Here is a 25,002-nt window from a genome sequence, read left to right on the forward strand (position 1 = left end):
GCTGGCGGACGTGAGCACTGCACTGATCACCTCCGGGCAGAAGTCATCGACCGGCCGTCGTCGGCGGATCACGACGGTCGGCGCGCTGGTGGGCGTGCTGCTCGCCGGGTGCGGTTCCGGTCCGTCGCAGGTCGGCGCGGCGGTCGTCGTCGGGGACCGGGTCGTCCCCCTGGAGCAGGTGCAGCACCGCCTCCAGGTCGTCCTCGACAAGGAGTCCGCCGCCCAGGACATGCAGCAGCAGGGCAAGCTCGGCCAGATCTCCTCCTCGATCGTCACCTCCGAGGTGCAGCACGAGCTGACCGCGAAGGCCGCCGAGCGCGAGGGCGTCACGGTCGACGAGTCCAAGGTCGAGGAGCTGATCGACAGCGCCGGTGGCGCCGAGGCCGGCTCGCGCAACACGATCGACGACGCCTCGACGCTGCGCGCCACCGCACGCGACCAGCTGCTCCAGATCGCGCTCGGCGCGAAGTACGCCGACAAGCTCCAGATCACGTTCGACTACTTCCCGGTCAACGACCGCGCCGACGCCGTGGCGAAGGCCGAGCAGATCGCGGCCGACCCGTCGCGCATGGACGACTTCATCGCCGAGGCGCTCCAGGACACCGGTGGCGCCGGTCAGGCGGAGAAGGGCGTGGTGCTCACCTCCGCGGCCTCCCCGAAGTACGCGCAGACCGAGCTGTTCGCGGTGCCGGCCGGGACGGTGCTGGCGTTCCAGCCCGACCAGGGCAGCGGCCGCTGGCTCGTCGCGCACGTGACCGACCGCAGCACCGACGCGGCCCCGGCCGACGACGCGTCCGTGGAGCAGCTCACCGACCAGGTCCGCCGGCTGATCGGCCTGCGGGTCGTCCAGTCGCTCACCACCGACCTGGAGATCCGGATCAACCCCCGCTACGGCGTGTGGGACGCCTCCTCGGTGCAGGTCGTGCCGAGCGAGGGGGAGATGGCCGGGTACCAGGCGACCGTGCGCAAGACCGACGCATGACCGAGCTCCACCCCGGCACCCTCGTGGTGCTGCTCGACGAGCACGACCCGCACGTCCTGCCCGCCGCCGCCCTGCGCGCCCTGCGCACGGCGGCGGTGGTCTGCGGCGGGCCGGCGTGGACGGAGTTCGGGGCCGATCCGGTCCCGGCCGACCCGGCGGGCGCCGGGACGGCCGCGCCGCTGGTGCTGATCACCGCCGACGAGCGCGACCCGGCCGCCACCGCGCTGATCGGCGCGGGCGCTCCCGTGCTGCGCGCGCCGCGCCGCCCCGGCTCCGGGCTGGTCGCGGCCGCCGCCGTGATGGACCGGCTGCGCTCGCCCGGCGGGTGCCCGTGGGACGCCGAGCAGGACCACGACTCGCTGCGGCAGTACCTCGTGGAGGAGACCTTCGAGCTGCTGGAGGCCATCGAGGACGGCGACCGGGCGGCGGTGCGCGAGGAGCTGGGCGACGTGCTGCTCCAGGTGCTGTTCCACGCCCGCGTGGCCCGCGAGCACCCGGACGACCCGTTCGACGTGGACGACGTGGCGCACGACCTGGTGACCAAGCTCGTGGGACGGCACCCGCACGTGTTCGCCGCCGCCGATCCGGCCGTGCGCGACGCGTCCTCCCAGCAGGTGCGCTGGGAGGAGCTCAAGCAGCAGGAGAAGAAGCGCGAGTCCAGCGTGGACGGTGTCGCGCTGGGGCAGCCCGCCGTGGCGCTGGCCGCGAAGCTCGTGCAGCGGGTGCGCAGGGCGGGGCTTCCCGTCGACCTGCTGCCCGAGGGCGACGACACCGGCACGACGCTGTTCGCCGTGGCCGCGCTCGGCAAGATCGCCGGCGAGGAGCCGGAGACGGAGCTGCGCCAGGTGGCCCGCCGGTTCGCCGCCGACGTGCGCTCCGCCGAGGCCGCCGCCCGCGTGCAGGGGCACGACCCGGCCGCGCTGAGCCCCGAGGAGTGGCGCCGGTTCTGGCCCCGGTGACCCGAACGGTCCACCCGCGGTGCCCGAACGCTCAACCCGCGGTGCTGGAACGCTCAACTCGCGGTGCCCGAACGCTCAACTCGCGGGCGGTTCCTCGCTAACGTCGGGGTGGTGACCGACGCCTATCTGCGCTTTCCGCACCTGCACGGCGACCTCGTCGCGTTCGTCGCCGAGGACGACGTGTGGCTCGCGCCCGTCGACGGGGGGCGTGCCTGGCGGGTCTCGGCGGACCAGGCGCCCGTGCGCTCGCCCGCGTTCTCCCCGGACGGCGCGCTCCTCGCGTGGACCAGCGGGCGCGACGGCGCACCCGAGGTGCACGTCGCGCCCGTGCGGGGCGGCCCGTCCCGCCGGCTCACCCACTGGGGCCACCGCACGACCGACGTGCGCGGCTGGACGCCCGAGGGCGAGATCGTCGCCGTCACCGCCGCGGGACGGCCGACGCACAACCAGCAGTGGGCGCACGCGCTGCCCGTCGACGGCGGGCCGGGCCGGGCGCTGCCGTTCGGGCTCGTCGGGGACCTCTCCTTCGGACCGTCCGGTCAGGTCGTGATCACCAGCGTCTACGGGCAGGACCCGGCGTGGTGGAAGCGCTACCGCGGCGGCGCGGCCGGGAAGCTGTGGGTCAGCACCCGCGGAGACGGCGAGTTCACCCGAGTGCTGCCCGACGTCACGGCCTCGCTGACGTCCCCGATGTGGATCGGCGACCGCATCGCCTTCCTGTCCGACCACGACGGGGTCGGCGGCGTCCACTCGATCCGGCCGGACGGCAGCGACCTCGTCCGGCACACCGAGCAGGAGTTCTACGCGCGCGCCGCCACCACCGACGGCAGCCGGGTCGTCTACCAGTGCGCCGGTGAGCTGTGGCTGCTCGACGGCCTGGCCGCCGAGCCCCGCCGGATCGACGTGCGGCTCGGCGGGCCGCGCACCGGCCGTGCGCGGCACCCCGTCGCCGCCCGCGACCACCTGGAGGACCACAGCCCCGACCACACCGGCCGGGCCAGCGCCGTCGAGGTGCGCGGCACCGTCCACTGGGTCACCCACCGCGACGGGCCGGTCCGCGCGCTGGCCGAGCGGCCGGGCGTGCGGGCGCGGCTGCCGCGGGTCGTCGGCGACACCGGGCAGGTCGTGCACGTGACCGACGCCGAGGGCGAGGAGTCGCTGGAGTTCACGCCCGTGGGCGGCGTCGAGCCGGGCAACACCCCGCGCCGCGTCGGCACCGGGCGGCTGGGGCGGGTGCTGGAGCTGGCCGTGTCGCCGGACGGTCGGCACGTCGCCGTCGCCACCCACGACGGCCGCCTGCTGCTCGTGGAGGTCGAGTCCGGCGAGGTCCGCCAGGTCACCGGCGACGCCAACCCGCACGTGGAGGACCTGGTGTTCTCGCCCGACTCGGCGTGGCTCGCCTGGTCCCACCCCGGACCGCGGCCGCTGCGCCAGATCAAGATGGTCGACACCACCGGCCTGTCCACCGTGGACGTGACGCCGCTGCGGTTCACCGACTTCTCCCCGGCGTTCACCGAGGACGGCAAGCACCTCGCGTTCCTGTCGGTGCGCAGCTTCGACCCGGTCTACGACGCGCACGTGTTCGACCTGTCCTTCCCGACCGGCTGCCGCCCGCACCTGGTGCCGCTGGCCGCGACCACGCCGTCGCCGTTCGACCCGCTGCGCCTGGGCAGGCCCGTCGAGAGCGACGACGACGAGCCGGAGTCGAGGTCCAAGGACGACGACGACTCGCCCGCGTCGACGGTCGTGGACCTGGAGGGGATCGCCGACCGGGTCGTGGTGTTCCCGGTGCCCGCCGCCCGCTACTCCGGGCTGTCGGCGGTGCGGGACGGCCTGCTGTGGCTGCGCAACCCGCTGTCCGGCGTCCTCGGCGACGACCTCGCCAAGCCCGGCGAGCGCCGCCCGCGGCCCGTGCTGGAGCGCTTCGACCTGGTCAAGCTCAAGTCCGAGGTGCTGGTCGACGGGCTCAGCGGCTACACCGTCACCGGCGACGGGCAGCGGATGGTGGTCGAGAACCGGGGCGAGCTGCGCGTGCTGCCCACCGACCGCAAGGTCGACACCGACGACGACGGCGGCGACTCCACCGACGTCGACCTGTCGCGGATCAGGGTGGTCGTGGACCCGGCCGCCGAGTGGCGCCAGAGCTACGCCGAGGCCGGACGGCTGATGCGCGACCACTTCTGGCGCACGGACATGGGCGGGGTGGACTGGGACGCCGTCCTGGAGCGCTACCGGCCGCTCGTGGAGCGCCTGGGCAGCCACGACGAGTTCGTGGACCTGCTGTGGGAGGTGCAGGGCGAGCTGGGCACGTCGCACGCCTACGTGTGGCCGGCCGACCGGGGCGGCGGTGCGCGCGATCAGGGGCTCCTCGGCGCGGACCTCGCCCGCGACGACGACGGGACCTGGCGGATCACCCGCGTCGTGCCCGGTGAGACCTCCGACCCCCGCGCGCGGTCACCCCTGGCCGCGCCGGGGGTGGCGGTGCGCGCCGGTGACGCGGTCCTCGCCGTGGACGGCAGGCCGGTCGACCCGGTCGCGGGGCCGGGCCCGCTGCTCGTGGGCACGGCGGGCAAGCCCGTCGAGCTGACCCTGCGGCCCGGCGGCGGGGGAGAGCCGCGCCGGGCCGTCGTCGTGCCGCTGGCCGACGAGTCGGCCCTGCGCTACCAGGCGTGGGTGGCCGACCGCCGCGCCCACGTGCACGAGCTGTCCGGCGGGCGCGTCGGCTACCTGCACGTGCCGGACATGATGGGGCACGGCTGGGCCCAGCTGCACCGCGACCTGCGGGTGGAGGTGCAGCGGGAGGCCGTGGTGCTCGACGTGCGGGAGAACGGCGGGGGCCACACGTCGGAGCTGGTCGTGGAGAAGCTGGGCCGCACGGTGATCGGCTGGTCCGTGGCGCGCGGGTACCGCACGTCCGACAGCTACCCGTCCGACGCGCCGCGCGGGCCCGTGGTGGCCGTCGCCGACGAGTTCGCCGGGTCGGACGGCGACATCGTGAACGTCGCGATCAAGGAGATGGGCATCGGACCCGTCGTCGGCACCCGCACGTGGGGCGGGGTGATCGGCATCGACATGCAGTACCACCTGGTCGACGGCACGCTCGTCACGCAGCCCCGCTACGCGACCTGGTTCACCGGGCCGGGCTGGGCCGTGGAGAACCACGGCGTCGACCCGGACGTGGAGGTCGTGATCACTCCGCAGGACCGGGCGGCCGGGCGCGATCCGCAGCTCGACACGGCCGTGCGGCTGGCGCTGGAGGCGCTCGCCGAGCACCCCGCGGCGACGCCGCCGCGGGTTCCGCCCCTGGCGGGCCACTCGACCGAGTGACCTGAGGGAGTGTTGCGTGGCGTTCTCGTCCGCGGGTCAGGAGTCTGTGCGAGCAGCCTTCGTGATCGGGGGACACCACGTGAGTCATCGGGAGGAACCGCCCAGCGGCCGGGGGTGCTTCAGCGCCGCGGTGCTGCTGCCGCTCCTGGCCGTGAGCGGAGTCGTCGCGCTCGTGTCGTACTTCGGCGGGGGCGCGGGCCCCGGCACGGCGTTCCCGCCGCGCGGACCCGGCGTCGTCAGCGCCACCGCCACCGGGAACGTCACCGTGGTGCGGCCCGTGCCGCCCGTCCTCACCGCGCCCGCGCGGCGGACCTCGGCTCCCGACCGGGGGCGCGGACGCGGAACGGTGCTCGTGGACCTGCGCGCGTTGACCAGCGCGCCGGTGCCGGTGCGGGACGGGGCGCCGCGCGAGCCGTTCCCGGAGGCGGTCGCGGCGGTGCCGGGGGAGAGCGGCACGGCGTCCGCGCCACCGGGGACGACCGTCCGGGCGTCCGGGCGGCCGAGCACCGCCAGGTCCGAGCCGGGCGTCGCGCGGTCGACGACCGGACCGCCGCCGACGGGGGCCACGACGACCGCGGACGTCTCGACCACGCAGCTCTCCACGGCGCAGTCCTCGGCGGCGCAGTCCTCGGCGGCGCAGTCCTCCACCGCGCAGTCCACTGCGCAGTCCTCCACTGGGCAGTCCTCCGCGGCGCAGCCCCCCGTCGGGACGCCGCCGACCACCGCCGAGCCGTCGCCGACGGTCACCACGACCGCCGACGCCTCGGCGACGGCTCCGGGATGACCGGACCGCTCGCTCCGACGACCGCCGGTCGATCACGCCGGGTGACAGCGGTGCCTCGAACGTGAACGGGCTCCGGGGTGGTCCGACCGGGTGAACGGCACCCGCATCGCGCTTGACCTGCGCACGCGACAGAAGCGGCTCACGCGTCCGAACGGCCGTCCAGATCACCGTGATCACTCACCGTGGTCAACCGCCCGCAAGTGGCACTTCACGCCGTAGCCTGGGGTCGTGGTCCCGCCCTCGCCGCTAGACACCGGTACCGATCCGACGCGCAGCGACGGCGGACGGCGCCCGCCCCGGCGACGCGGCAGGTTCGGCGACCTCGCCGGCCGGCTCGTCCTCGTCGTGCTGCTCGTGGCGTTCGTCGTCGGCGGCGTCTGGGTGCTGGGGAAGGTCCAGCGCGCTCCCCTCGAACCGGCGGCGCCTCCGTTCCTCGTGCCCCTCCAGAACGTTCAGCCCGGTGCCGCCGCGCCCGTGGGCGCGGGGGAGGTCCCGGCCAGCGGGGAACCGCAGGCCGCTCCGGCGGGACGGCCCACCGCCGCCGACGACCCGCTGAACGCCTGGACCGAGCGGGTCTCCGGCAACACCGACATCCCGGTGCGGGCGCTGCGCGCCTACGCCGTCGCCGACCTCGTCATGCGGGCGCAGGCGCCGTCGTGCCGGATCTCCTGGGCGACGCTGGCCGGCATCGGCCGCATCGAGTCGCACCACGGCGAGTACGGCGACGCGGTGCTCGGCGACGACGGCCGCACCTCGCCGCCGATCATCGGCATCCCGCTCGACGGCTCGCCCGGCCTGAAGGCGATCGGCGACACCGACGGCGGCACCCTGGACGGCGACACGACGTGGGACCGCGCGGTGGGCCCCATGCAGTTCATCCCCGGCACGTGGGTCCAGTACGCGATGCGGGCCAACGGCGACGGCTCCCCGCCCGACCCGCAGAACATCGACGACGCGGCGCTGACCGCGGCCCGCTACCTGTGCTCCTCCGACACCGACCTGGCCACCGGCGAGGGCTGGTGGCGGGCCGTGCTGAGGTACAACGAGTCCGTCGAGTACGGCCAGAACGTCTACAGCGGCGCCGACGCCTACGCCCGCGCCAGCGTGGAGGACTAGCGTGGAGAGCTAGCGGTCCCGCTCCACCGCGATGCGGGCGCTGAGCTCGTTCAGCGCCTCCTGGTACTCCGGCGACGGGTTCATCACCGCGGCCATCCGCAGCTGCGCCAGCGCCTCGGGCAGCCTGCTCTGCCGCTGGAGGGTGCGGCCGAGCGCGAAGCGCGCGTAGTGGTCGCTGGGGTCGAGGTCGAGGACCTTGCGGAAGGCGTCCTCGGCACGCGTGAACTGGGCGGACCCGAGGTAGGCCCGCCCCGCGAGCAGCTGCACGCTGGGGGCGTCCGGCGCGACGTCGAGCACTTGGCGCAACTCCCGCAGCGCCTCCAACGGCCGGCGCTGCGACAGCAGCGCCTCCGCCCGGCGGAACGCCTCGAAGGTGCTGTCGGTCATGGTCGGATCAACGCTAGTCGCGCACCCCGTGTTCCTCGACAGCCGAAAGGGTGTCAGCCACCGCGAGTGGAGCGTTCAGGCAGCGCGAGTGGAGCGTTCGAGCACCGCGAGTGGAGCGTTCGGGACCGTCCACACCGGCCGGGCGGTCACACCAGCGCCGAGCGGAGCCGGTCCAGCAGGGGGAGCAGCGCGCCGGGCTCCTCCACGTGCACGTGGTGGCCCAGTCCCGGCAGGACGAGCCCGTCCGGCACCGCGGCGCGCAGGTGCTCCGGCGGGCACATCGGGTCCCGCTCGCCCGCCGCGAGCACGACCTCGGCGCGCGAGGCGGCCAGCAGGGCGTCCACGTCCGGCTGGCCCACCCCGAACGCGGCCGGGTCCAGCGCGGGCCGCCACCCGTCGCCCGCGGGCAGGACCGCGTCGCCGAGCAGCGGGGAGTCGTCCGGCACGAGCCGCCACAGGCCGGACAGCTTCTGCGCGCGGGCGACGGCCTCCTCGCGCGTGGCGCACGCCGGGTGCGGACGCGCCGCCAGCTCCGCCGCCCTGGCCAGCTCCTGCTCGGTCCAGCGCAGCTTCACGCCCAGTCCGCACACCACGGCGGGCCGGGGGCCGAACCGGCCGCTGCCCAGGGCGAGGGCGACGACCCCGCCCAGCGAGTGCCCCAGCACCGCCACCGGCCGGTCGACCGGCACGGCGGGCGCCAGCGCGGCGGCCAGCGCGTCGAACGAGTACGAGGGCAGCGGCGCCGAGCGGCCGTGGCCGGGCAGGTCGGGAGCCGCCCAGCTGCCCGGCCACCGCCGCGCCACCTCGTCCCACACCGCGCCCGTGCCGCCGAGACCGTGCAGCAGCACCAGCGCGGGTCCGTCTCCGCCGCGCCGAACGTGGAGAGTCATGCCGCGATCCTGCCGGGCAGTGCCGGAAGTGTCACAAAGTTCATGCGACCGGGGGGCTCTGGCCTGCGATCTTCACGGGAACTTCCTCAGACCATCACGCTCCGTGCACCCCGTTCCGCGTGCGCCTCCACTCGACCGGCCGCTCACCCGGCTAGGCTCGGCACCGAGACGACATGCAGCTGAATAGGGAGCGCACGTGGCTGTCATCGAGCAGGTAGGCGCCCGCGAGATCCTGGACTCGCGAGGCAACCCCACCATCGAGGTCGAGGTTGCCCTGGACGACGGCACGCTGGAGCGCGCGGCCGTGCCCTCCGGTGCTTCGACCGGGGAGCACGAGGCGGTCGAGCTGCGCGACGGCGACCCGAAGCGCTACAACGGCAAGGGCGTCGAGCGGGCCGTCGCGGCGGTGCTGGACGAGATCGGTCCCGAGCTCGTGGGCATCGAGGCCGTCGAGCAGCGCGTGGTCGACCAGAAGCTCGTGGACCTGGACGGCACGCCCGACAAGTCCCGCCTGGGCGCGAACGCCATCCTCGGCGTCTCGCTCGCGGTGGCGAAGGCGGCGGCCGAGTCCAGCGGGCTGGAGCTGTTCCGCTACGTCGGCGGACCGAACGCGCACGTCCTGCCGGTGCCGATGCTGAACATCCTCAACGGTGGTTCGCACGCGGACACCGACGTGGACGTCCAGGAGTTCATGATCGCGCCGATCGGCGCCGAGTCGTTCCGCGAGGCCCTGCGCTGGGGCTCCGAGGTCTACCACTCGCTGAAGTCCGTGCTCAAGAGCAAGGGCCTCGCGACCGGTCTGGGCGACGAGGGCGGCTTCGCGCCGAACCTGTCCAGCAACCGCGACGCGCTGGACCTGATCCTCGTCGCGATCGAGAAGGCCGGGTACGTGCCGGGCCGCGACATCGCGCTGGCGCTCGACGTGGCCGCCACGGAGTTCTACTCCGACGGCGCTTACACGTTCGAGAAGTCCAAGCGCAGCGCCGAGCAGCTCACCGGCTACTACACCGAGCTGGTGAACTCCTACCCGATGGTCTCCATCGAGGACCCGCTGTCCGAGGACGACTGGGACGGCTGGGTGCAGCTGACCAGCGAGCTGGGCGACCGCGTGCAGATCGTCGGCGACGACCTGTTCGTCACCAACCCGGAGCGCCTGGAGGAGGGCATCTCCCGCCGCGCCGCCAACGCGCTGCTGGTGAAGGTCAACCAGATCGGCACGCTGTCGGAGACCCTCGACGCCGTCTCGCTGGCCACGTCCTACGGCTACAAGAGCATGATGAGCCACCGCTCCGGCGAGACCGAGGACACCACCATCGCCGACCTCGCGGTCGCGACCGGCGTGGGCCAGATCAAGACCGGCGCTCCCGCCCGCGGCGAGCGCACCGCCAAGTACAACCAGCTCCTGCGGATCGAGGAGACACTGGGCGACGCCGCGCGCTACGCGGGCGACCTGGCGTTCCCCCGGTACACGCCGGAGTCCTGAGTCCATGCCCGAGCCCGATCGGGACCGGAGTCGCAGGCGGTCCGCGGGAGCGCGGGCGACCCGGCCCGACCGCGCCCGGCGCACGACACCGCCGGTGTCGCAGAAAGCGCAGAAGGCGCAGAAGTCGCAGCCGTCGCCGTCCCGCGCGCGGCCCGCTCCGCGGCCCAGATCGAAGGCCAGGAGCAGGGTCAACGCCGGGACCGGCGGCGCGTTCGGGATGTCCGGGACGCGCAGGGCCGCGATGCTCGCGATGGTGCTGTGCGCACTGGCGCTCAGCATCGCGGTCCCGCTGCGCACCTACCTCGCGCAGCGGGACGAGCTGCGTGCCGTCACCGCGGACCAGGAGCAGCTCAAGGCCACCGTCGCGGAGCTGGAGCGGCGCAAGCAGCAGCTCAGCGATCCCGCGCAGGTGGAGATCGAGGCGCGCAAGCGGTTGCACTACGTGCGGCCGGGGGAAACGCCCTACATCGTCCAGCTCCCCGGAGACGAGGAGCGCAAGCCGGAAGAGGAGAGGCCGGCCAGCCAGCCGGCCGCGAACCAGTCGTGGTACCAGGAGTTGTGGGAGTCGGTCTCGGGGTGAGTACGTCGAACCCGGTCAGCGAGCAGGACCTGATCGCCGTGGAGGAACAGCTCGGGCGGCGTCCCAGAGGCGTGCGCGCGATCGCCGCGAGGTGTCCCGGCGGGCACCCGTCGGTGGTGCGGACGAATCCGCGGCTACCGGACGGGACACCGTTCCCCACGCTCTACTACCTCACCTGCGCACGGCTGAACTCGCTGGTCAGCACCCTGGAGGGCGAGGGGCTGATGCGGGAGATGACCGAGCGGCTGGCGGTCGAGCCCGAGCTGGCCGCGGCCTACGAGCGCGCGCACGAGGCGTACCTCGCGGAGCGCGACGCGATCGAGTCGCTGGGCACGCGGGTCAGCGCGGGCGGGATGCCCACGCGCGTCAAGTGCCTGCACGTCCACGTGGCGCACTCGCTCGCTGTGGGTGAGGGCGTCAACCCGTTCGGGGACGAAGCCCTCGCCCGATTGAGGGATAATTGGCCGAGTGGGGACTGCGCCGCGTCCTGAGGGGTATCGCACGTTCCCGCACGGCGGTGGTCTGTCAAGGCCGCCTGTACGGCGTCTTCACCCGCTGTTCGGTAGTCAGACAGGACAAAGGCTCTCCGTGTCCGTGACACGGATGAGTGGATGGGGCAGGCTGGACGGGCAAGGGTGCGGGGGCGCCGGGCGGATCGACGGCTCAGCGCGCCACGACGGGCTCGGGGAGCGAGGGTTTCCGTGGCAGGCACGACCAGACGCAGGCACCGGCGCAGGACGAGGAAGGCGGCCCCCGCGCGGGCCGTCATGACCCCTCGCCAGTGGGGGATCGCGGCCTCGGTCACCGTGGCCATGCTGACCCCCGCCGTCCTGTCGGGCACCGGCACGCTGGACTGGACACCCCTGTCCGCCCGCTCGGCCATCGACGCGCTGCCCGTCGGCGTCGCGGACCTCACCTCCGCCCAGCGCCTCGGCAGCTCCTACGGCGACGAGCTCGGCGCCGGTGGCCGTCTGCCGCTGTCCGACCAGCTCAGCGCTGCGCTGCTGGCCGAGGTGGACGACCTGTCGGACCTGGAGGGCGGCTACTCGCTCGACGGGCTGACCGACGGCCCGCTCGGCGTGCCCGGCGTGGTGCTCGACGCCTACATGCGCGCGGAGGAACGGCTCGCCGAGACCACACCGGGCTGCAACCTCGACTGGGCGCTGCTCGCCGGGATCGGGAAGATCGAGTCCGGGCACGCCCGCGGCGGCCTGGTCGACGCCGACGGCGACGCCACGCCTCCCATCCTCGGGCCGGTGCTGAACGGCGGCCCCGGTATGGCGACGATCCTCGACACCGACGACGGCAGGTGGGACTCCGACACGGTCTACGACCGGGCGGTGGGGCCCATGCAGTTCATCCCCTCCACGTGGGCGGGCTACGCGGCGGACGGCAACGAGGACGAGCAGCGCAACCCCAACAACGTCTACGACGCCACGATCGGCGCGGGCAACTACCTGTGCTCCGGCGGCGGCGATCTGACCGACCCGCAGCAGCGCGCCGCGGCGGTGTTCCGCTACAACCACTCCGACGAGTACGTGCGCAACGTGCTGACGTGGGCCGACGCGTACGCCGACGGCGTGACGCCGCTGCCGAACTCGCCCGGTGAGGACCTGGACGCCTACGACTTCTCGTTCGCGGACGACCACGACGGCCTCTCCGACGTGGCCCTGCCCGGTTCGCCGGGCGCCACGACCACCACCACGACGTCCACGTCGGGCGGTGTCACCACCACGACGACGGTCACGACCACGACGCAGCAGTCCCAGAGCGGTGCGACGACCACCACCAGGACCGCGGTGACGCTGGTGCCGTCCGAGCCCACGAAGACGCCGCCGGACAGCACCACGACCACGACGACGGACAGCACGACGACCACGACGACCACGCCGTCCGAGCCGACCACCACGACGACGACCACCACGCTCATCACCACGACGACCACCACGAGCACCGGCCCCGAGGAGGGCACGGTGAGCGAGGTGAGGGAGTGGACGGACGAGACGGGCGTGTTCCACCGCGTCACCACGACCTTCCACCCCGACCACCGGGTCGTGCGCACGACGGTGACCGACGGGAAGGCCGCCAACGGCGTTCGGACGATCACGACCGAGGTCGAGGAGTGGAACTCGAAGATCTGCGCCGGGACCACGGTCACCGGTGAGACGACGACGATCCCGCCCGGTGGCGAGCCGCAGACCACGCCGAACCACTCGCCGGACAACTCCACGTGCCCCGAGGTGACGCGCCCCGCCTGACCGTGGCCTACCGTTGCCGGAGAAGTCCGGGACGGGAGGAGCGCTGATGGCTCGGGTGGCCGCGATCGACTGCGGGACGAACTCGATCCGCCTGCTGGTGGCGGACGTGACGTCGCACGAGGACGGTTCCCACGCGCTGCGCGACGTGCACCGGGAGATGCGCGTCGTCCGGCTCGGTCAGGGGGTCGACGCGACGGGCGTGCTCGCGCCGGAGGCGTTGGCGCGCACCAGGTCCGCGCTCGTGGACTACGCGGCCGTGCTCCGTCGCAAGGGGACGGAGCGGGTGCGCATGGTCGCCACGTCGGCCACCCGCGACGCCCGCAACCGCGAGGAGTTCTTCGCGATGACCCGCGAGGTGCTCGGCGCCGAGGCCGAGGTGATCTCCGGTGAGGAGGAGGCGCGGCTGTCGTTCACCGGCGCCGTGTCGGACCTGGAGCCCGAGGAGGGCCCGTTCCTCGTCGCGGACGTCGGCGGCGGCTCCACGGAGGTCGTGCTCGGCTCCTGGAACGGCACGACCGGCCAGGTGGAGGGCGCGCGCTCGGTGGACGTCGGCTGCGTGCGGCTCACCGAACGGGTGCTGCACTCCGACCCGCCCACCGGGGCGGAGATCGCCGAGGCGGTCCGGGTGACCCGGTCGCTGCTGGAACCGGCGTTCGACGCGGTTCCGGTCGAGAAGGCGCGGACCTGGATCGGGGTCGCCGGCACCGTCACCACGATCGCCGCCGTCGCGAAGGAGCTTCCCCGCTACGACCCGCAGGAGATCCACCTGTCGCGGTTGCCGCTCGACACCGTCCACGAGATCACCTCCCGCCTGCTGGCGATGGACCACGACCAGCGCGCGGCGATCCCGTCCGTGCACCCGGGGCGGGTGGACGTGATCGGCGGGGGCGCGATCGTGGTGCGCACGCTCGCGGAGCTGCTCGCGGAGCGCGCGGGCATCGCCGAGCTGTCGGTGAGCGAGCACGACATCCTGGACGGGATCGCGTTCTCGCTGGCGCAGTACGGTCCGCAGTCGCACCAGCACTGATCGTGACGTCTTTGTGACCCCTGCCAGGTGTGGCGCGGGCCACTCGGACCGTTAACGTCCTCTCACGATCTGGGAGGGGGCGTCCCTCCGGAGATCACGGCGAGCGCGCCACCGTCGCGGGCACGCCGACGAGGCGGGAGGCCCCATGTCGCGATCGCGTTCGTCCTCGCTCGTGGCCACGACGGCCGCGGTGGCCCTGGCCGCAACGGCGTGCGGAGGCGGGGGTCCGGGCGGCACCGCGGCCGACACCGACGCCGCCATCACGATCTTCAACACCGAGCCGGAGAACCCGCTGGTCCCCGGCAACACGACCGAGGTCGGCGGCAGTCACGTCCTGGACCCGATGTTCACCGGGCTGGTCGAGTACGACGGTGACACGGCCCAGCCGACGAACGCGATGGCGGAGTCCGTCGAGACGACCGACTCGACGGTCTTCACCATCACGCTCAAGCAGGGCTGGACGTTCCACGACGGCACGGCGGTGACCGCGTCCAGCTTCGTCGACGCGTGGAACTGGACCGCCCACGGCCCCAACGCCACGCAGGGCGCGAGCTTCTTCTCCCAGATCGCGGGCTACGACGAGGTCCACCCGGCTGACCCGGACGGCGCCGACGGGCCCCTGGCGGCCCCCGCGCCCACCACGGACGCGATGTCCGGCCTGGAGGTCGTCGACGACCACACCTTCGAGGTCACGCTCTCCGCGCCGTTCTCCGTCTTCCCGGTGACCCTGGGCTACGAGGTCTACGCGCCGCTGCCGAAGGCGTTCTTCGACGACCGGGCGGCGTTCGAGGCCCACCCGATCGGCAACGGCCCGTTCGAGTACGTCTCCCGCGTGGTCGGCCAGGAGGTGAAGCTGACCCGCTACGACGACTACCGGGGGTCGGACGGGCCGAAGTTCAAGGACCTGACGCTGAAGGTCTACCAGAGCCGCGAGTCGGCCTACGCCGACCTGGTCTCCGGGAGCCTGGACTTCATGGAGGAGCTGCCGCCCAACGCGCTGGCGGGCCAGAAGTACCAGACGGACCTGGGCGAGCGCGTCGTGCAGAAGGAGACGCTGAACAACCAGACCATCGCGTTCCCGTTCTACCTCGCGCCCTACGACAACGCCGACCTGCGCAAGGCGCTGTCGATGGCGATCGACCGCGAGGAGATCACGCAGAAGATCTTCGAGGGCAGCCGCATCCCCGCCGACGGCTGGGTGCACCCGCTGACCAAGGGCTACAGGGCGGGTCAGTGCGGCGAGTACTGCACCTACGACCCGGAGAAGGCCCAGGAGCACCTGGCCAGGTCGGGCTACACCGGCGAGATCCTGCTGGAGTCCAACACCGACGGCGGCCACCAGGAGTGGGCCGAGGCGGTCGCGAACAGCATCAAGAACACGCTCGGCCTCGACGTCCGCTTCGTGCCGGCCACCAGCTTCGGCGACTTCCGGCAGAAGGTGAACGCCCACGAGATGAAGGGCATGTACCGGGCGGGTTGGATCGCGGACTACCCGTCGATCGAGAACTGGCTCAACCCGCTGTTCCGCACGGGCGCGTCGTCCAACGACGGCCTCTACAGCAACCCGGCGGTGGACGCGAAGCTCGCCGAGGCCGACCGGGCGGCGGACGAGGAGCAGGCCGCCGCGCTGTACCAGGAGGCCGAGAAGATGATGGCGCAGGACGTGCCGTCCATTCCGCTGTGGACGCAGAACACCATCGCGGGCAGGTCAGAGCGGCTCACGGTCGCGAAGCTGGACCCCTTCCGCAGCCTCGACCTCGCGTCCGTCGAGGTCGGCTGACAGCACAGCGCCGTGGACCGCCTCGGCGAGGGGAGTTCTCGTGGGCCGCTACGTGCTGCGCCGACTGCTGCAGATGATCCCGGTGTTCCTCGGGACCACGTTCCTGATCTACGTGCTGGTGTGGGCCGTGCCCGGCGATCCGTTCGCCGGCAAGTGCGGGGAGCGCGACTGCCCCGACTCCTACGTGTCCGCGATGCGCGAGGAGTTCAACCTGGACGACCCGGTGGTCGTCCAGTACGGCGAGTACCTGCTGAACCTGGTGCGGGGCGACTTCGGCCGGACGTCCTCCGGCGTCGAGGTCAGCGACCGGATCGTGGAGACGTTCCCGGTCACGCTGAGGCTGGCGCTCGTGGCGCTGGTCGTGGAGGCGGTCATCGGGATCACCGCCGGTGTCGTCAGCGGTCTGCGCAACCGGGGCTTCCTGGACAGCCTGGTGCTGGTGTCGACGCTGTTCCTCATCTCGATCCCGGTCTTCGTCACCGGCTACGTCGTGCAGCTGGTGTTCGGCCTGCAACTGGGCTGGATCTCGCCGACGGTCAGCACGCCGACGTTCGGCGGCCTGATCGTGCCCGGCCTGGTGCTGGCGAGCCTGTCGATGGCCTACGTGGCGCGGTTGAGCAGGGCGAGCATCTCGGAGAACCGCAGGGCCGACTACGTGCGCACGGCGCTGGCCAAGGGGCTGCCGCAGAGCCGGATCGTGGGCGTGCACGTGCTGCGCAACTCGCTGATCCCGGTGATCACGTTCCTCGGCACCGACCTCGGCGCGTTCATGGGCGGTGCGATCGTCACCGAGGGCATCTTCAACGTGCCCGGAATCGGCGGCCTGGTCTTCCGCTCCGTCCAGACGAAGGAGGGCGCGATGGTGACCGGGCTCGTCACCGTCCTGGTGCTGGTCTACCTGGTGATGACCCTCGTGGTCGACCTGCTCTGCGCCGTGCTCGACCCGAGGATCCGCTATGAGTGACCCCAGCGCCGCCGCCGCCGGTGCGGCCCTCGGCGCCGACGCCCGCGTCACCGCCGCCGAGGGCGGCCCGGAGCGGCAGGACCGGCCCCGCGGCCTGTTCGGCGACGCGTGGCGGGAGCTGCGCGCGCGCCCGCTGTTCTGGATCTCCGTCTCGCTGATCTCGCTGGTGCTGCTGCTGGCGGCGTTCCCGGCGCTGTTCACCTCGGCCGACCCCGCCTTCGGCGACCTCGGCCGCAGCCGGGAAGCGCCGTCGGCCGACGCCTGGTTCGGCTACGACAACCAGGGCTACGACGTCTACGCCCGCGTCGTCCACGGCACTCGCGCGTCGATCGTGGTCGGGGTGCTCGCGACCCTCGGCACCGTGCTCATCGGCTCGGTGCTGGGCATCCTCGCCGGTTTTCACGGAGGCTGGCCGGACGCGGTGGTGTCGCGGGTGGCGGACGTCCTCGTCGGCGTGCCGTTCGTGCTGGGCGCCATCGTCGTGCTGAGCACGCTCAACGCGGCGGGCTCGGCGTCGGCCACGCGCATCGTGGCCCAGGTCGTGCTGTCGATCGCGCTGCTGTCGTGGCCGGTGGCCATGCGCATCATGCGCTCGGCGGCCGTCGCCGCGAAGCAGCAGGACTACGTGAAGGCGGCGCGGGCGCTCGGCGCCAGCCCGCGGCGCGTGATCCTGCGGCACCTGCTGCCCAACTGCCTGGCTCCCGTGCTGGTGTACTCGACCATCGCCCTCGGCGCGTTCATCGGCGTCGAGGCGACCCTGTCCTACCTGGGCATCGGGCTGCGCCAGCCGGTCGTGTCCTGGGGAGTGATGATCAACGGTGCGAAGGACTACATCCGCGTCGCGCCGCACGCCCTGCTGTTCCCCGCGGGCTTCCTCACCGTCACCGTGCTGGCGTTCGTCATGCTCGGCGACGCCGTGCGCGAGGCGCTCGACCCGAAGCTGAGGTAGGAACATGTCCGAAGTGGACCACTCCGGTGCTCTGCTGGAGGTCGAGGACCTGCGCGTGGAGTTCCGCACCCGCGACGGGGTGGCGAGCGTCCTCAACGGCGTGAGCTACCACGTCGCCGCCGGTGAGACCCTGGCCGTGCTGGGGGAGTCGGGCTCCGGCAAGAGCGTCACCGCGCAGGCCGTCATGGGCATCCTCGACACCCCGCCCGCGTTCGTGACCGGCGGCGCGGTGCGCTTCCACGGCGAGGACCTGCTCAGGGCCACCCCCGAGCGGCGCAGGGTGCTGCGCGGCAGCGGCCTGGCGATGATCTTCCAGGACGCGCTGTCCGCGCTGAACCCGGTCTTCACCGTCGGCTTCCAGATCGAGGAGCAGCTGCGGGTGCGGCTCGGCGCCAGCCGGCGCGACGCCCGGCAGCGCGCGATCGAGCTGCTGGACCTGGTGCGCATCCCCGGCGCGAAGCAGCGCGTCCGCGAGTACCCGCACCAGTTCTCCGGCGGGATGCGGCAGCGCGCGATGATCGCCATGTCGCTCGCGCTGGACCCCGAGCTGCTCATCGCCGACGAGCCGACCACGGCGCTCGACGTGACCGTGCAGGCGCAGATCATGGACCTGCTGGCCGAGATCCAGGCCGAGCGGAACACGGGGCTGGTCCTCATCACGCACGACCTGGGCGTGGTCGCCGAGGTCGCCGACCGGATCGCCGTCGTGTACGCGGGGCGCGTCGTCGAGCACGCCGACGCCCGCGACCTGTTCCGCTCGCCCGGCCACCCCTACACGGCAGCGCTGTTGGAGTCGCTGCCGCGGCTGGACCAGAGGGGATCGGCCCTGCACACCATCAGGGGCCTGCCGCCGTCGCTGCTGGCCGTCCCGCCGGGGTGCCCGTTCCACCCGCGCTGCCCGCGTGCGCGGGACGTGTGCCGCACCGAGGTCCCCGCGCAGGTGGCGCTCGGGTCCGGCCGCGTCAGCGCGTGCCACTTCGCCGAGGAGGTCGTCAGCGGTGGCTGAGCCCCTCCTCCGGGTCCAGGACCTCGTCAAGCACTTCCCGGTGACCACCGGCGTGCTGGTCAAGCGCACCATCGGCCACGTCAGGGCCGTGGACGGCGTGTCGTTCGACCTCGCCGCCGGGGAGACCCTGGGCGTGGTCGGCGAGTCCGGCTGCGGCAAGTCGACGCTCGCGCAGGTGCTGCTGCGGCTGGAGCCCGCCACGTCCGGCGAGGTGCGGTTCGAGGGCCGCGACGTGTTCGCGCTGCGCGGCGCCGAGCTGCGGCGGTGGCGGCGCGACGTGCAGATCGTGCTCCAGGACCCGTACACCTCGCTCAACCCGCGGATGACCGTCGGCGACATCGTCGGCGAGCCGTTCGAGATCCACCCCGAGGTGGCTCCGCGCGGCTCGCGGGCGGCGCAGGTGCGCGAGCTGCTCGACGTGGTGGGGCTCAACCCCGAGCACATCAGCCGCTACCCGCACCAGTTCTCCGGCGGCCAGCGCCAGCGCGTCGGCATCGCCCGCGCCCTCGCGCTGCGGCCGAGGGTGCTCGTGTGCGACGAGCCGGTGTCCGCGCTCGACGTGTCGGTCCAGGCGCAGGTCGTGAACCTGCTGGGGGAGCTCCGGGCCGAGTTCGGGCTGTCCTGCCTGCTCATCGCGCACGACCTGTCCGTGGTGCGGCACCTGTCCGACCGGGTCGCCGTGATGTACCTGGGCAAGATCGTCGAGATCGGCACGGAGGAGCAGATCTACGGCCACCCCACCCACCCGTACACGCAGGCGCTGCTGTCCGCGGTGCCCGTGCCGGACCCGGCGCTGCGGGGACGGCGCGACGTGATCCGGCTGACCGGCGACGTGCCGTCGCCGGTGGACCCGCCGTCGGGCTGCCGGTTCCGCACCCGGTGCTGGAAGGCGCGGGACGTCTGCGCGACCGAGGAGCCCGCGCTGGCCGACCGGCCGGCCGGGGCGCCGGGAGCCGATCATCCGAGCGCCTGCCACTTCGCCGAGCCACGCGTCGTCGTTCCCTGAAATTTCACCCGATCGGCGTAGTGGTTCGGCCCTCGTTCCCCCGGTTCGCGGTCCAGAACTGTCGGGGGTGGGCTGCATCCTGCAAACATGACGGACGCGGAGTGGAGCGGTGAGGCGAGCGAACTGGCTGCACACGGCCGCCAGGGCGTGATCGCCCTGTCGACCCTGCGCCGGTTGGGCGTGCCCGAACACGTGGTCGAGGAGCGGTGCCGGTCCGGTGGGCCCTGGCGGTGGTTGTTACCGCGAGTCGTGCTGCTGAGCCGCGCCGAGCCCAGCACGCGGCAGCGGGTGGAGGCCGCTCTGCTGCACGGCGGCCACGAGTCCGTGGTCACCGGGTTCGAGGCCGCCCGGTTGCAGGGCATGGGCCGGGCTCCCGACCTGGGCGTCGTGCACCTGCTGGTGCCGCCGGACGTCGAGGTGGCCGACGCCGGGTTCGTCGTGGTCGAGCGGACGAAGTTCCTGCCGTCGGTGGTCATCCGCAGCGGGATGCGGCTCGCGCCTCCCGTCCGCGCGGTGCTCGACGGGCTGCGCCGGATCACCGAGGCGTCGGCCGTGCGGCCACTGCTGGTGGAGGCCGTGCGCCGCAAGCTGGGCACGCTGGAGGACCTGAACCGCGAGGTGGAGAACGCGGCCAGGCGCGGCCAGCCGCTGCCCCCGCACGTCGTGCTCCAGGTGCGGACCGAGCTGCTCACCGTGGCCGAGGCCGACACCACCGCCATCTGGCGGCGGGCCGGGCTGCCGGCGGCGCAGCGGCGGGTCGCGGTGTACGACCGGGCGGGGAAGTTCCTCGGAATGCCCGACGCGTGGTGCGGCGAGGTGGCCCTGGCCTGGGAGCTGGACTCCTACGAGGCCCACCACGGCGCGGCCGAGCACGCCGAGCTGCTGCGCCGCAACACGCGCTACGCGACCGCGGGCGTCGTCGTCGTGCAGACCCTGCCGAGCAGGCTGCGCGACGACCCCGACGCCGTGATCGCCGAGCTGCGGGCCGCCTACGAGCAGGCGCGGGCCAGACCGCACCCGCTCGCGGCGGTCGACCACCACCAGGAGGTCGCGTGACGGCGCTCCGGCACGAGCGGGTGCCGGAGCGCCGGGCGGCCGATCAGCGGTTGGACGCCGCCTGCACGAACGCCGCCAGGTCCTTCGACTGCTGCACGCGCGACGGCTCGTGGACGTACATCATGTGACCGGCCGGGTAGTAGGCCGACTCGACGTTGCCCACCAGCTCCGCCGGGATCGCCAGGTGCGCGAGCACGTGCTCCGCGGCGTAGTACGGGGTGGCCCCGTCGTGGTAGCCGAGGGCGACGTGCACCTTCAGCGCCGGGTTCGCGCGCATCGCGGCCGACAGCTTGCCGGACACGTTCACGTGCGCGTTCTCGAACTCCTTGTACGACCAGGGACGCACCGACCTGGAGATGATCTCGTAGGGCAGGTCGTTGGCGTACCCCAGCTCCGCGCGCACGTACTGGTTGAACGCCGCCGTGTACGGCCCGAGGATCGCCGAGTACGAGGGGTCCTCCGACATGTGCTCGCGGCCGTAGTCGCTGTCCCAGCCGGTGAACCGCGAGTCCAGGCGGCCGACCACCCTCCGCTGCGAGCGCAGCAGCTCGGTGAAGAAGCGGACGTGCTCGACCCGCAGGTCGACGCGGTCGACGTAGTCCTCGGACAGGCCGGTCAGCGCGGCGAGCCGGGTCACGACGCCCGCGCGCTCCTCGGCGGTGAGCCGGTTGCCGCGCGCCAGCGCCCACGGGTAGTCGCGGGAGGCGAACTCCTCCGCCTCGGACAGCACGTCCTCCAGCGCGCGGTCGCCGTGCAGGCCGTGGTGGTGCGCGATGGCCGCGTAGGTCGGCAGGAAGAGCGCGTGCGGGAGGTCGTTGCCCTCGCTGAAGTCGATCGTGCCGAAGTCCAGCACGGACGAGATGAGCACCAGGCCGTTGAGGTACATGCCGTAACGGGTCTGGAGGTGCTCGGCGAGACCGGCGGCGCGGGTCGTCCCGTAGGACTCACCGGCGAGGAACTTCGGCGACATCCAGCGGCCGTGCCGCGAGGTCCACAGCCGGATCACCTCGCCGACGGACTCGATGTCGGCTCCGAAGCCGTGGTACGCGCCGGGCTTCTCGCCCGTGATCGCGCGGGAGTAGCCGGTGGACACCGGGTCGATGAACACGAGGTCGCTGTGCGCGAGCAGCGTCTCCGGGTTGTCGACGAGGTCGTAGGGCGGTGGCGTCAGGTCGTCCACGTCGCCGGACACCACGCGGCGCGGGCCCAGCAGCCCGAGGTGCAACCACACGCTCGACGAGCCGGGGCCGCCGTTGAACGCGAAGGTCACCGGGCGCTTGGCCGGGTCGGCCCCGTCGAGGGTGTACGCGGTGAGGAAGACCTCGGCCTTGGGCTTGTGTCCGTCGAACGTGCCGTCGGTGAGCACCTCCTCGCGGAGGACCACCCGTCCGGTCGTCGTGGTGTAGTTCAGCTTGCGCCGCTTGACCGTGATGCTGTGCTGGATGGTGACCAGGTCGTCGGACGGCACCTCGTGCGCGCCGTCCTCGCTGTGGTCGCTCTTGTCGCTGTCCTTCTCCTCCGGCATGGTCCAACCCTACGTTCGTCCGCTGGAGGTGTCCGGTGAGATTCCGCTCGCTGCCCGAGCTGGACACCGCCGTCACGGGGTGCCGCCGCTGCCCGCGCCTGGTCGCGTGGCGGGAGGAGGTGGCGCGGGTCAAGCGCGCCGCATTCCGCGACGAGGACTACTGGGGCCGTCCGGTGCCCGGCTTCGGGCCGCCGGACGCGCGCCTCGCGATCGTCGGCCTGGCTCCCGCCGCGCACGGTGGGAACCGCACCGGCCGGATGTTCACCGGTGACCGCTCGGGCGAGTTCCTCTTCGCCGCGATGCACGCCACCGGACTGGCGTCGCAGCCCACCGGAGACCGCCCGGACGACGGCCTGGAGCTGCTCGGCACCAGGATCACCGCACCGGTGCGGTGCGCGCCGCCGGACAACAAGCCGACTCCGGCCGAGCGCGACACGTGCCGCCCGTGGCTCGCGACCGAGCTGGAGCTGTTGATGCCGACCCTGCGCGCGGTGGTCGTGCTCGGCGGTTTCGGCTGGCAGGCCCTGCTGCCCGTGCTGGCGGCGGCGGGGTGGGAGGTGCCGCGCCCTCGCCCGGTCTTCGGGCACGGGCGCGAGGTGGACCTCTCCGGCGACCGGCCGCTGCGCCTGATCGGGTGCTTCCACCCGAGCCAGCGCAACACCCAGACGGGTCTGCTGACGCCGGTGATGCTGCGCGAGGTCCTGACCACCGCGAGAACGGCCGCCGGTCTGTGACGGCGTCGCCCGAGCGACGGACGGCCGGGCGACGGACCGCTGAGCGACGGACGGCTGAGTGACGGACGGCTGAGCGACGGACGGCTGAGCGGTGGGCGCCGGGAGGCCCGGCCCGGTGCCGTTCCCGGCGGCACCGGGAACGGCACCGACGTCGTGGCGGTCGTCTTCGAGGACGCCGGTCGCCGGGGCGAGAACTCCCCGCCGCCTCCCGCGCCTCGGCTCCCGGTGATGCCGGTCCCGTTCCGGGCGCGGTGACGGTCCGCGTGCGGCGCAGCCGGGGATCGTCGCGCTCGCACCTCCCCGTCGGGGTGGTTCCGCATCCCCCCGATCACCGGGGCGACGGCCGTCCCGCCGCGGCCGAACGGGTCCTCTCTTGAACGATCCTCGCAGGGCTTTTACCGCTCGCACCCTCCGTCGCAGGTCAGCCGTCCGAGTGGCTGGCATCACCCGGCGACCGTCGTCACAACGGGCCGTTCAGATGCGCACACACGTGGACGGGGGTGCGACCATGTCCGTATGGCTGCTGTGAAGTCGCAACCCACACGGATCGTGATCGTCGGCGGTGGGTACGTCGGCATGTACACCGCCCTGGGGTTGCAGTCGAAACTCCGTTCCGGTGAAGCGTCCGTGACTGTGGTGGACCCGCAGCCGCACATGACCTACCAGCCGTTCCTCCCCGAGGCGGCTGCCGGGTCCATCGAACCGCGTCACGTCGTGGCGCCCCTCCGCAAGGTCCTCAAGCGCTGCCACGTCGTCACGGGCCGTGCCACGAAGATCGAGCACGCCAGCAAGACCGTCACGGTCGAGACGGCCGACGGCCACATCGAGACGCTGGAGTACGACGTCCTCGTCAGCGCCCTCGGCTCCGTCGCCCGCACGCTGCCCATCCCGGGCCTGGCGGAGCGCGGCATCGGCGTGAAGACGATCGGCGAGGCCATCTACATCCGCAACCACGTGCTGTCGCGGCTGGACCAGGCGTCCAGCACCGACGACCCGGAGCTGCGCAAGCGCCTGCTGAGCTTCGTGGTCATCGGCGGCGGCTACGCGGGCATCGAGACCCTGGCCGAGCTGGAGGACATGTCGCGCTACGCGATGCGCTACTACTCCAACCTCGAACCCGAGGACATGAACTGGGTGCTGGTCGAGGCCACCGGCCGGATCATGCCCGAGGTCAGCGCCAAGATGGGCGTCTACACCGTGCAGCAGCTGGAGAAGCGCGGCATCACGGTGTTCCTCGACACCAGGGTGAAGTCCCTGGAGGGCGGCCACGTCGTCCTCGACGACGGCACCGAGTTCGACTCGGACACCGTCATCTGGACCGCCGGCGTGAAGGCCAACCCGGTCCTGCGCAACACCGACCTGCCGCTCGACGAGCGCGGTCGCGTCCGCTGCACGGCGAAGCTCCAGGTCGAGGGCCTGCCCGGCGTGTGGTCGGCCGGTGACTGCTCCGCGGTGCCGGACCTCTCGCGCACCGAGGAGGACCCGAACGCGACGTGCAGCCCCTCCGCGCAGCACGCCGTCCGCCAGGCCAAGCAGCTCGTGAAGAACATCGTGGCCGTGCAGCGCGGCAAAGAGCCGCAGGACTACGTCCACAAGTACGCCGGTTCCGTCGCGGGCCTGGGCCTCTACAAGGGCGTGGCCGACGTCTACGGCATCAAGCTCAAGGGCTTCGTGGCGTGGTTCATGCACCGCTCGTACCACGTGAGCCGGATGCCCACGTTCAACCGCAAGTTCCGCGTCGTCGTGGACTGGACCCTCGCGCTGGTGTCCGGCCGCGAGATCGTCGCCCTCGGTCAGATCAACAACCCGAAGGCCGAGTTCGACTACGCCACCAAGAGCTGATCACCGCGACGGGTGTCGCGTCGTCCCCCGGGCGGCGCGACACCCGTTCGGCGTAGTACAACTGCGGGGAACAAAAGCTGTAGTGGCGGCGAGTGGGTAACTTGATCCCCCGTTCGGCGCAATGATGTGACAGCAACCTTGACATTGCGTAACGTCAACCAGAGACTACTGCTTGTGCCGCACCCAAATGTGTGACGCACGTGCTGGGGAGGAAGGTGATCCCGATGTCTCTCGAGGAGCTGGCCGCACAGCTTCGCCGCGGCGAGATCGAGGACCGCGTCCTGGCGGACTACGCCGCCGAGTACGCCACGGCCGGGAAGATTTTCCGAAGCAAGAAGGACGACTGA

The 25,002-nt window shown here is 72.8% G+C and carries 22 protein-coding genes; 18 read left to right on the top strand and 4 right to left on the bottom strand.

Annotated features, from left to right (window positions below):
• Positions 1-10: 10 nt before the first annotated feature.
• The 3 genes from IMZ35_RS12990 (at position 11) to IMZ35_RS13000 (ending at position 5,268) form a co-directional block, all read left to right on the top strand.
• Positions 11-982 (top strand): hypothetical protein, encoded by a 972-nt coding sequence (locus IMZ35_RS12990; RefSeq protein ID WP_307868030.1) that lies wholly within the window; start codon positions 11-13, stop codon positions 980-982.
• On the top strand, positions 979-1,941 hold the full coding sequence (locus IMZ35_RS12995; RefSeq protein WP_199441275.1) for a nucleoside triphosphate pyrophosphohydrolase: 963 nt from the start codon (positions 979-981) through the stop codon (positions 1,939-1,941). Before IMZ35_RS12990 ends, IMZ35_RS12995 begins: the two co-directional genes overlap by 4 nt.
• Positions 1,942-2,052: 111 nt before the next feature.
• Positions 2,053-5,268: a S41 family peptidase gene (locus IMZ35_RS13000; protein WP_199441276.1), complete on the top strand. Its 3,216-nt coding sequence runs from the start codon at positions 2,053-2,055 to the stop codon at positions 5,266-5,268.
• Between the two features lie 84 nt (positions 5,269-5,352).
• On the opposite strand, the gene IMZ35_RS13005 is transcribed toward IMZ35_RS13000, so the two are convergent.
• Complete coding sequence (locus IMZ35_RS13005; RefSeq protein ID WP_199441277.1) at positions 5,353-5,943, bottom strand: hypothetical protein; 591 nt, start codon at positions 5,941-5,943, stop codon at positions 5,353-5,355.
• A 337-nt stretch (positions 5,944-6,280) separates the two neighbouring features.
• Between IMZ35_RS13005 and IMZ35_RS13010 the strand changes: the two genes are divergently transcribed.
• Positions 6,281-7,168 (top strand): lytic transglycosylase domain-containing protein, encoded by an 888-nt coding sequence (locus tag IMZ35_RS13010; protein ID WP_199441278.1) that lies wholly within the window; start codon positions 6,281-6,283, stop codon positions 7,166-7,168.
• Between the two features lie 9 nt (positions 7,169-7,177).
• Here IMZ35_RS13010 and IMZ35_RS13015 read toward each other — a convergent pair whose 3' ends face one another.
• Both IMZ35_RS13015 and IMZ35_RS13020 read right to left on the bottom strand, forming a co-directional pair.
• Positions 7,178-7,555 carry a tetratricopeptide repeat protein gene (locus IMZ35_RS13015; protein WP_199441279.1) on the bottom strand — a complete coding sequence of 126 codons (378 nt, stop codon included), beginning with the start codon at positions 7,553-7,555 and terminating at the stop codon, positions 7,178-7,180.
• A gap of 146 nt (positions 7,556-7,701) precedes the next feature.
• Entirely contained in the window at positions 7,702-8,445 is a 744-nt protein-coding gene (locus IMZ35_RS13020) for an alpha/beta fold hydrolase (RefSeq protein ID WP_199441280.1), read from the bottom strand.
• A gap of 196 nt (positions 8,446-8,641) precedes the next feature.
• On the opposite strand from IMZ35_RS13020, the gene eno reads away from it, so the two are divergent.
• From eno to IMZ35_RS13075, 11 genes are all read left to right on the top strand, one after another.
• The gene (eno, locus tag IMZ35_RS13025; protein WP_199441281.1) at positions 8,642-9,928 is read left to right on the top strand and encodes a phosphopyruvate hydratase; all 1,287 of its coding nucleotides are present in this window, start codon (positions 8,642-8,644) and stop codon (positions 9,926-9,928) included.
• 94 nt (positions 9,929-10,022) lie between these two features.
• Positions 10,023-10,508, top strand: coding sequence for an FtsB family cell division protein (locus IMZ35_RS30635; RefSeq protein ID WP_307868032.1), 486 nt, complete (start codon positions 10,023-10,025; stop codon positions 10,506-10,508).
• Positions 10,505-10,999: a DUF501 domain-containing protein gene (locus IMZ35_RS13035; RefSeq protein ID WP_199441282.1), complete on the top strand. Its 495-nt coding sequence runs from the start codon at positions 10,505-10,507 to the stop codon at positions 10,997-10,999. The genes IMZ35_RS30635 and IMZ35_RS13035 overlap by 4 nt, the downstream gene beginning before the upstream one ends.
• 210 nt (positions 11,000-11,209) lie before the next feature.
• Complete coding sequence (locus IMZ35_RS13040) at positions 11,210-12,766, top strand: lytic transglycosylase domain-containing protein (RefSeq protein ID WP_307868033.1); 1,557 nt, start codon at positions 11,210-11,212, stop codon at positions 12,764-12,766.
• A 46-nt stretch (positions 12,767-12,812) separates the two neighbouring features.
• A complete protein-coding gene (locus IMZ35_RS13045) occupies positions 12,813-13,793 on the top strand; it encodes a Ppx/GppA phosphatase family protein (protein WP_199441283.1) in 981 nt (326 codons plus the stop codon).
• Positions 13,794-13,938: 145 nt separating this feature from the next.
• Positions 13,939-15,573, top strand: coding sequence for a peptide ABC transporter substrate-binding protein (locus IMZ35_RS13050; protein ID WP_199441284.1), 1,635 nt, complete (start codon positions 13,939-13,941; stop codon positions 15,571-15,573).
• Positions 15,574-15,613: 40 nt separating this feature from the next.
• Positions 15,614-16,537, top strand: coding sequence for an ABC transporter permease (locus tag IMZ35_RS13055; RefSeq protein WP_199441285.1), 924 nt, complete (start codon positions 15,614-15,616; stop codon positions 16,535-16,537).
• Positions 16,530-17,486 (top strand): ABC transporter permease, encoded by a 957-nt coding sequence (locus IMZ35_RS13060; protein WP_199441286.1) that lies wholly within the window; start codon positions 16,530-16,532, stop codon positions 17,484-17,486. Before IMZ35_RS13055 ends, IMZ35_RS13060 begins: the two co-directional genes overlap by 8 nt.
• A gap of 4 nt (positions 17,487-17,490) precedes the next feature.
• Positions 17,491-18,492 carry an ABC transporter ATP-binding protein gene (locus IMZ35_RS13065; RefSeq protein WP_199441287.1) on the top strand — a complete coding sequence of 334 codons (1,002 nt, stop codon included), beginning with the start codon at positions 17,491-17,493 and terminating at the stop codon, positions 18,490-18,492.
• Positions 18,485-19,498 (top strand): ABC transporter ATP-binding protein, encoded by a 1,014-nt coding sequence (locus IMZ35_RS13070; RefSeq protein ID WP_199441288.1) that lies wholly within the window; start codon positions 18,485-18,487, stop codon positions 19,496-19,498. The genes IMZ35_RS13065 and IMZ35_RS13070 overlap by 8 nt, the downstream gene beginning before the upstream one ends.
• Positions 19,499-19,585: 87 nt before the next feature.
• Entirely contained in the window at positions 19,586-20,554 is a 969-nt protein-coding gene (locus IMZ35_RS13075; RefSeq protein ID WP_199441289.1) for a hypothetical protein, read from the top strand.
• A 43-nt stretch (positions 20,555-20,597) separates the two neighbouring features.
• On the opposite strand, the gene IMZ35_RS13080 is transcribed toward IMZ35_RS13075, so the two are convergent.
• The gene (locus IMZ35_RS13080; protein ID WP_199441290.1) at positions 20,598-22,079 is read right to left on the bottom strand and encodes a S10 family peptidase; all 1,482 of its coding nucleotides are present in this window, start codon (positions 22,077-22,079) and stop codon (positions 20,598-20,600) included.
• Positions 22,080-22,114: 35 nt separating this feature from the next.
• On the opposite strand from IMZ35_RS13080, the gene IMZ35_RS13085 reads away from it, so the two are divergent.
• The 3 genes from IMZ35_RS13085 to IMZ35_RS31400 all read left to right on the top strand — a co-directional run bounded on the left by IMZ35_RS13085 (position 22,115) and on the right by IMZ35_RS31400 (position 25,002).
• Positions 22,115-22,813: a uracil-DNA glycosylase gene (locus IMZ35_RS13085; RefSeq protein ID WP_199441291.1), complete on the top strand. Its 699-nt coding sequence runs from the start codon at positions 22,115-22,117 to the stop codon at positions 22,811-22,813.
• Positions 22,814-23,329: 516 nt separating this feature from the next.
• Positions 23,330-24,655, top strand: coding sequence for an NAD(P)/FAD-dependent oxidoreductase (locus IMZ35_RS13090; protein WP_199441292.1), 1,326 nt, complete (start codon positions 23,330-23,332; stop codon positions 24,653-24,655).
• 224 nt (positions 24,656-24,879) lie between these two features.
• A complete protein-coding gene (locus IMZ35_RS31400) occupies positions 24,880-25,002 on the top strand; it encodes a hypothetical protein (protein WP_267877117.1) in 123 nt (40 codons plus the stop codon).

It is taken from the genome of Umezawaea beigongshangensis, from assembly GCF_016464305.1.
In the GTDB taxonomy this organism is placed as follows: domain Bacteria; phylum Actinomycetota; class Actinomycetes; order Mycobacteriales; family Pseudonocardiaceae; genus Umezawaea_A; species Umezawaea_A beigongshangensis.

Bases quoted from the DNA above. Each gene is read 5' to 3' on its own strand.
- IMZ35_RS12995 (WP_199441275.1), top strand. From the start codon at position 979: ATGACCGAGCTCCACCCCGGCACCCTCGTGGTGCTGCTCGACGAGCAC.
- IMZ35_RS13015 (WP_199441279.1), bottom strand. From the start codon at position 7,555: ATGACCGACAGCACCTTCGAGGCGTTCCGCCGGGCGGAGGCGCTGCTG.
- IMZ35_RS13020 (WP_199441280.1), bottom strand. From the start codon at position 8,445: ATGACTCTCCACGTTCGGCGCGGCGGAGACGGACCCGCGCTGGTGCTG.
- IMZ35_RS13045 (WP_199441283.1), top strand. From the start codon at position 12,813: ATGGCTCGGGTGGCCGCGATCGACTGCGGGACGAACTCGATCCGCCTG.
- IMZ35_RS13050 (WP_199441284.1), top strand. From the start codon at position 13,939: ATGTCGCGATCGCGTTCGTCCTCGCTCGTGGCCACGACGGCCGCGGTG.
- IMZ35_RS13060 (WP_199441286.1), top strand. From the start codon at position 16,530: ATGAGTGACCCCAGCGCCGCCGCCGCCGGTGCGGCCCTCGGCGCCGAC.
- IMZ35_RS13065 (WP_199441287.1), top strand. From the start codon at position 17,491: ATGTCCGAAGTGGACCACTCCGGTGCTCTGCTGGAGGTCGAGGACCTG.
- IMZ35_RS13075 (WP_199441289.1), top strand. From the start codon at position 19,586: ATGACGGACGCGGAGTGGAGCGGTGAGGCGAGCGAACTGGCTGCACAC.
- IMZ35_RS13080 (WP_199441290.1), bottom strand. From the start codon at position 22,079: ATGCCGGAGGAGAAGGACAGCGACAAGAGCGACCACAGCGAGGACGGC.
- IMZ35_RS13090 (WP_199441292.1), top strand. From the start codon at position 23,330: ATGGCTGCTGTGAAGTCGCAACCCACACGGATCGTGATCGTCGGCGGT.
- IMZ35_RS31400 (WP_267877117.1), top strand. From the start codon at position 24,880: ATGTCTCTCGAGGAGCTGGCCGCACAGCTTCGCCGCGGCGAGATCGAG.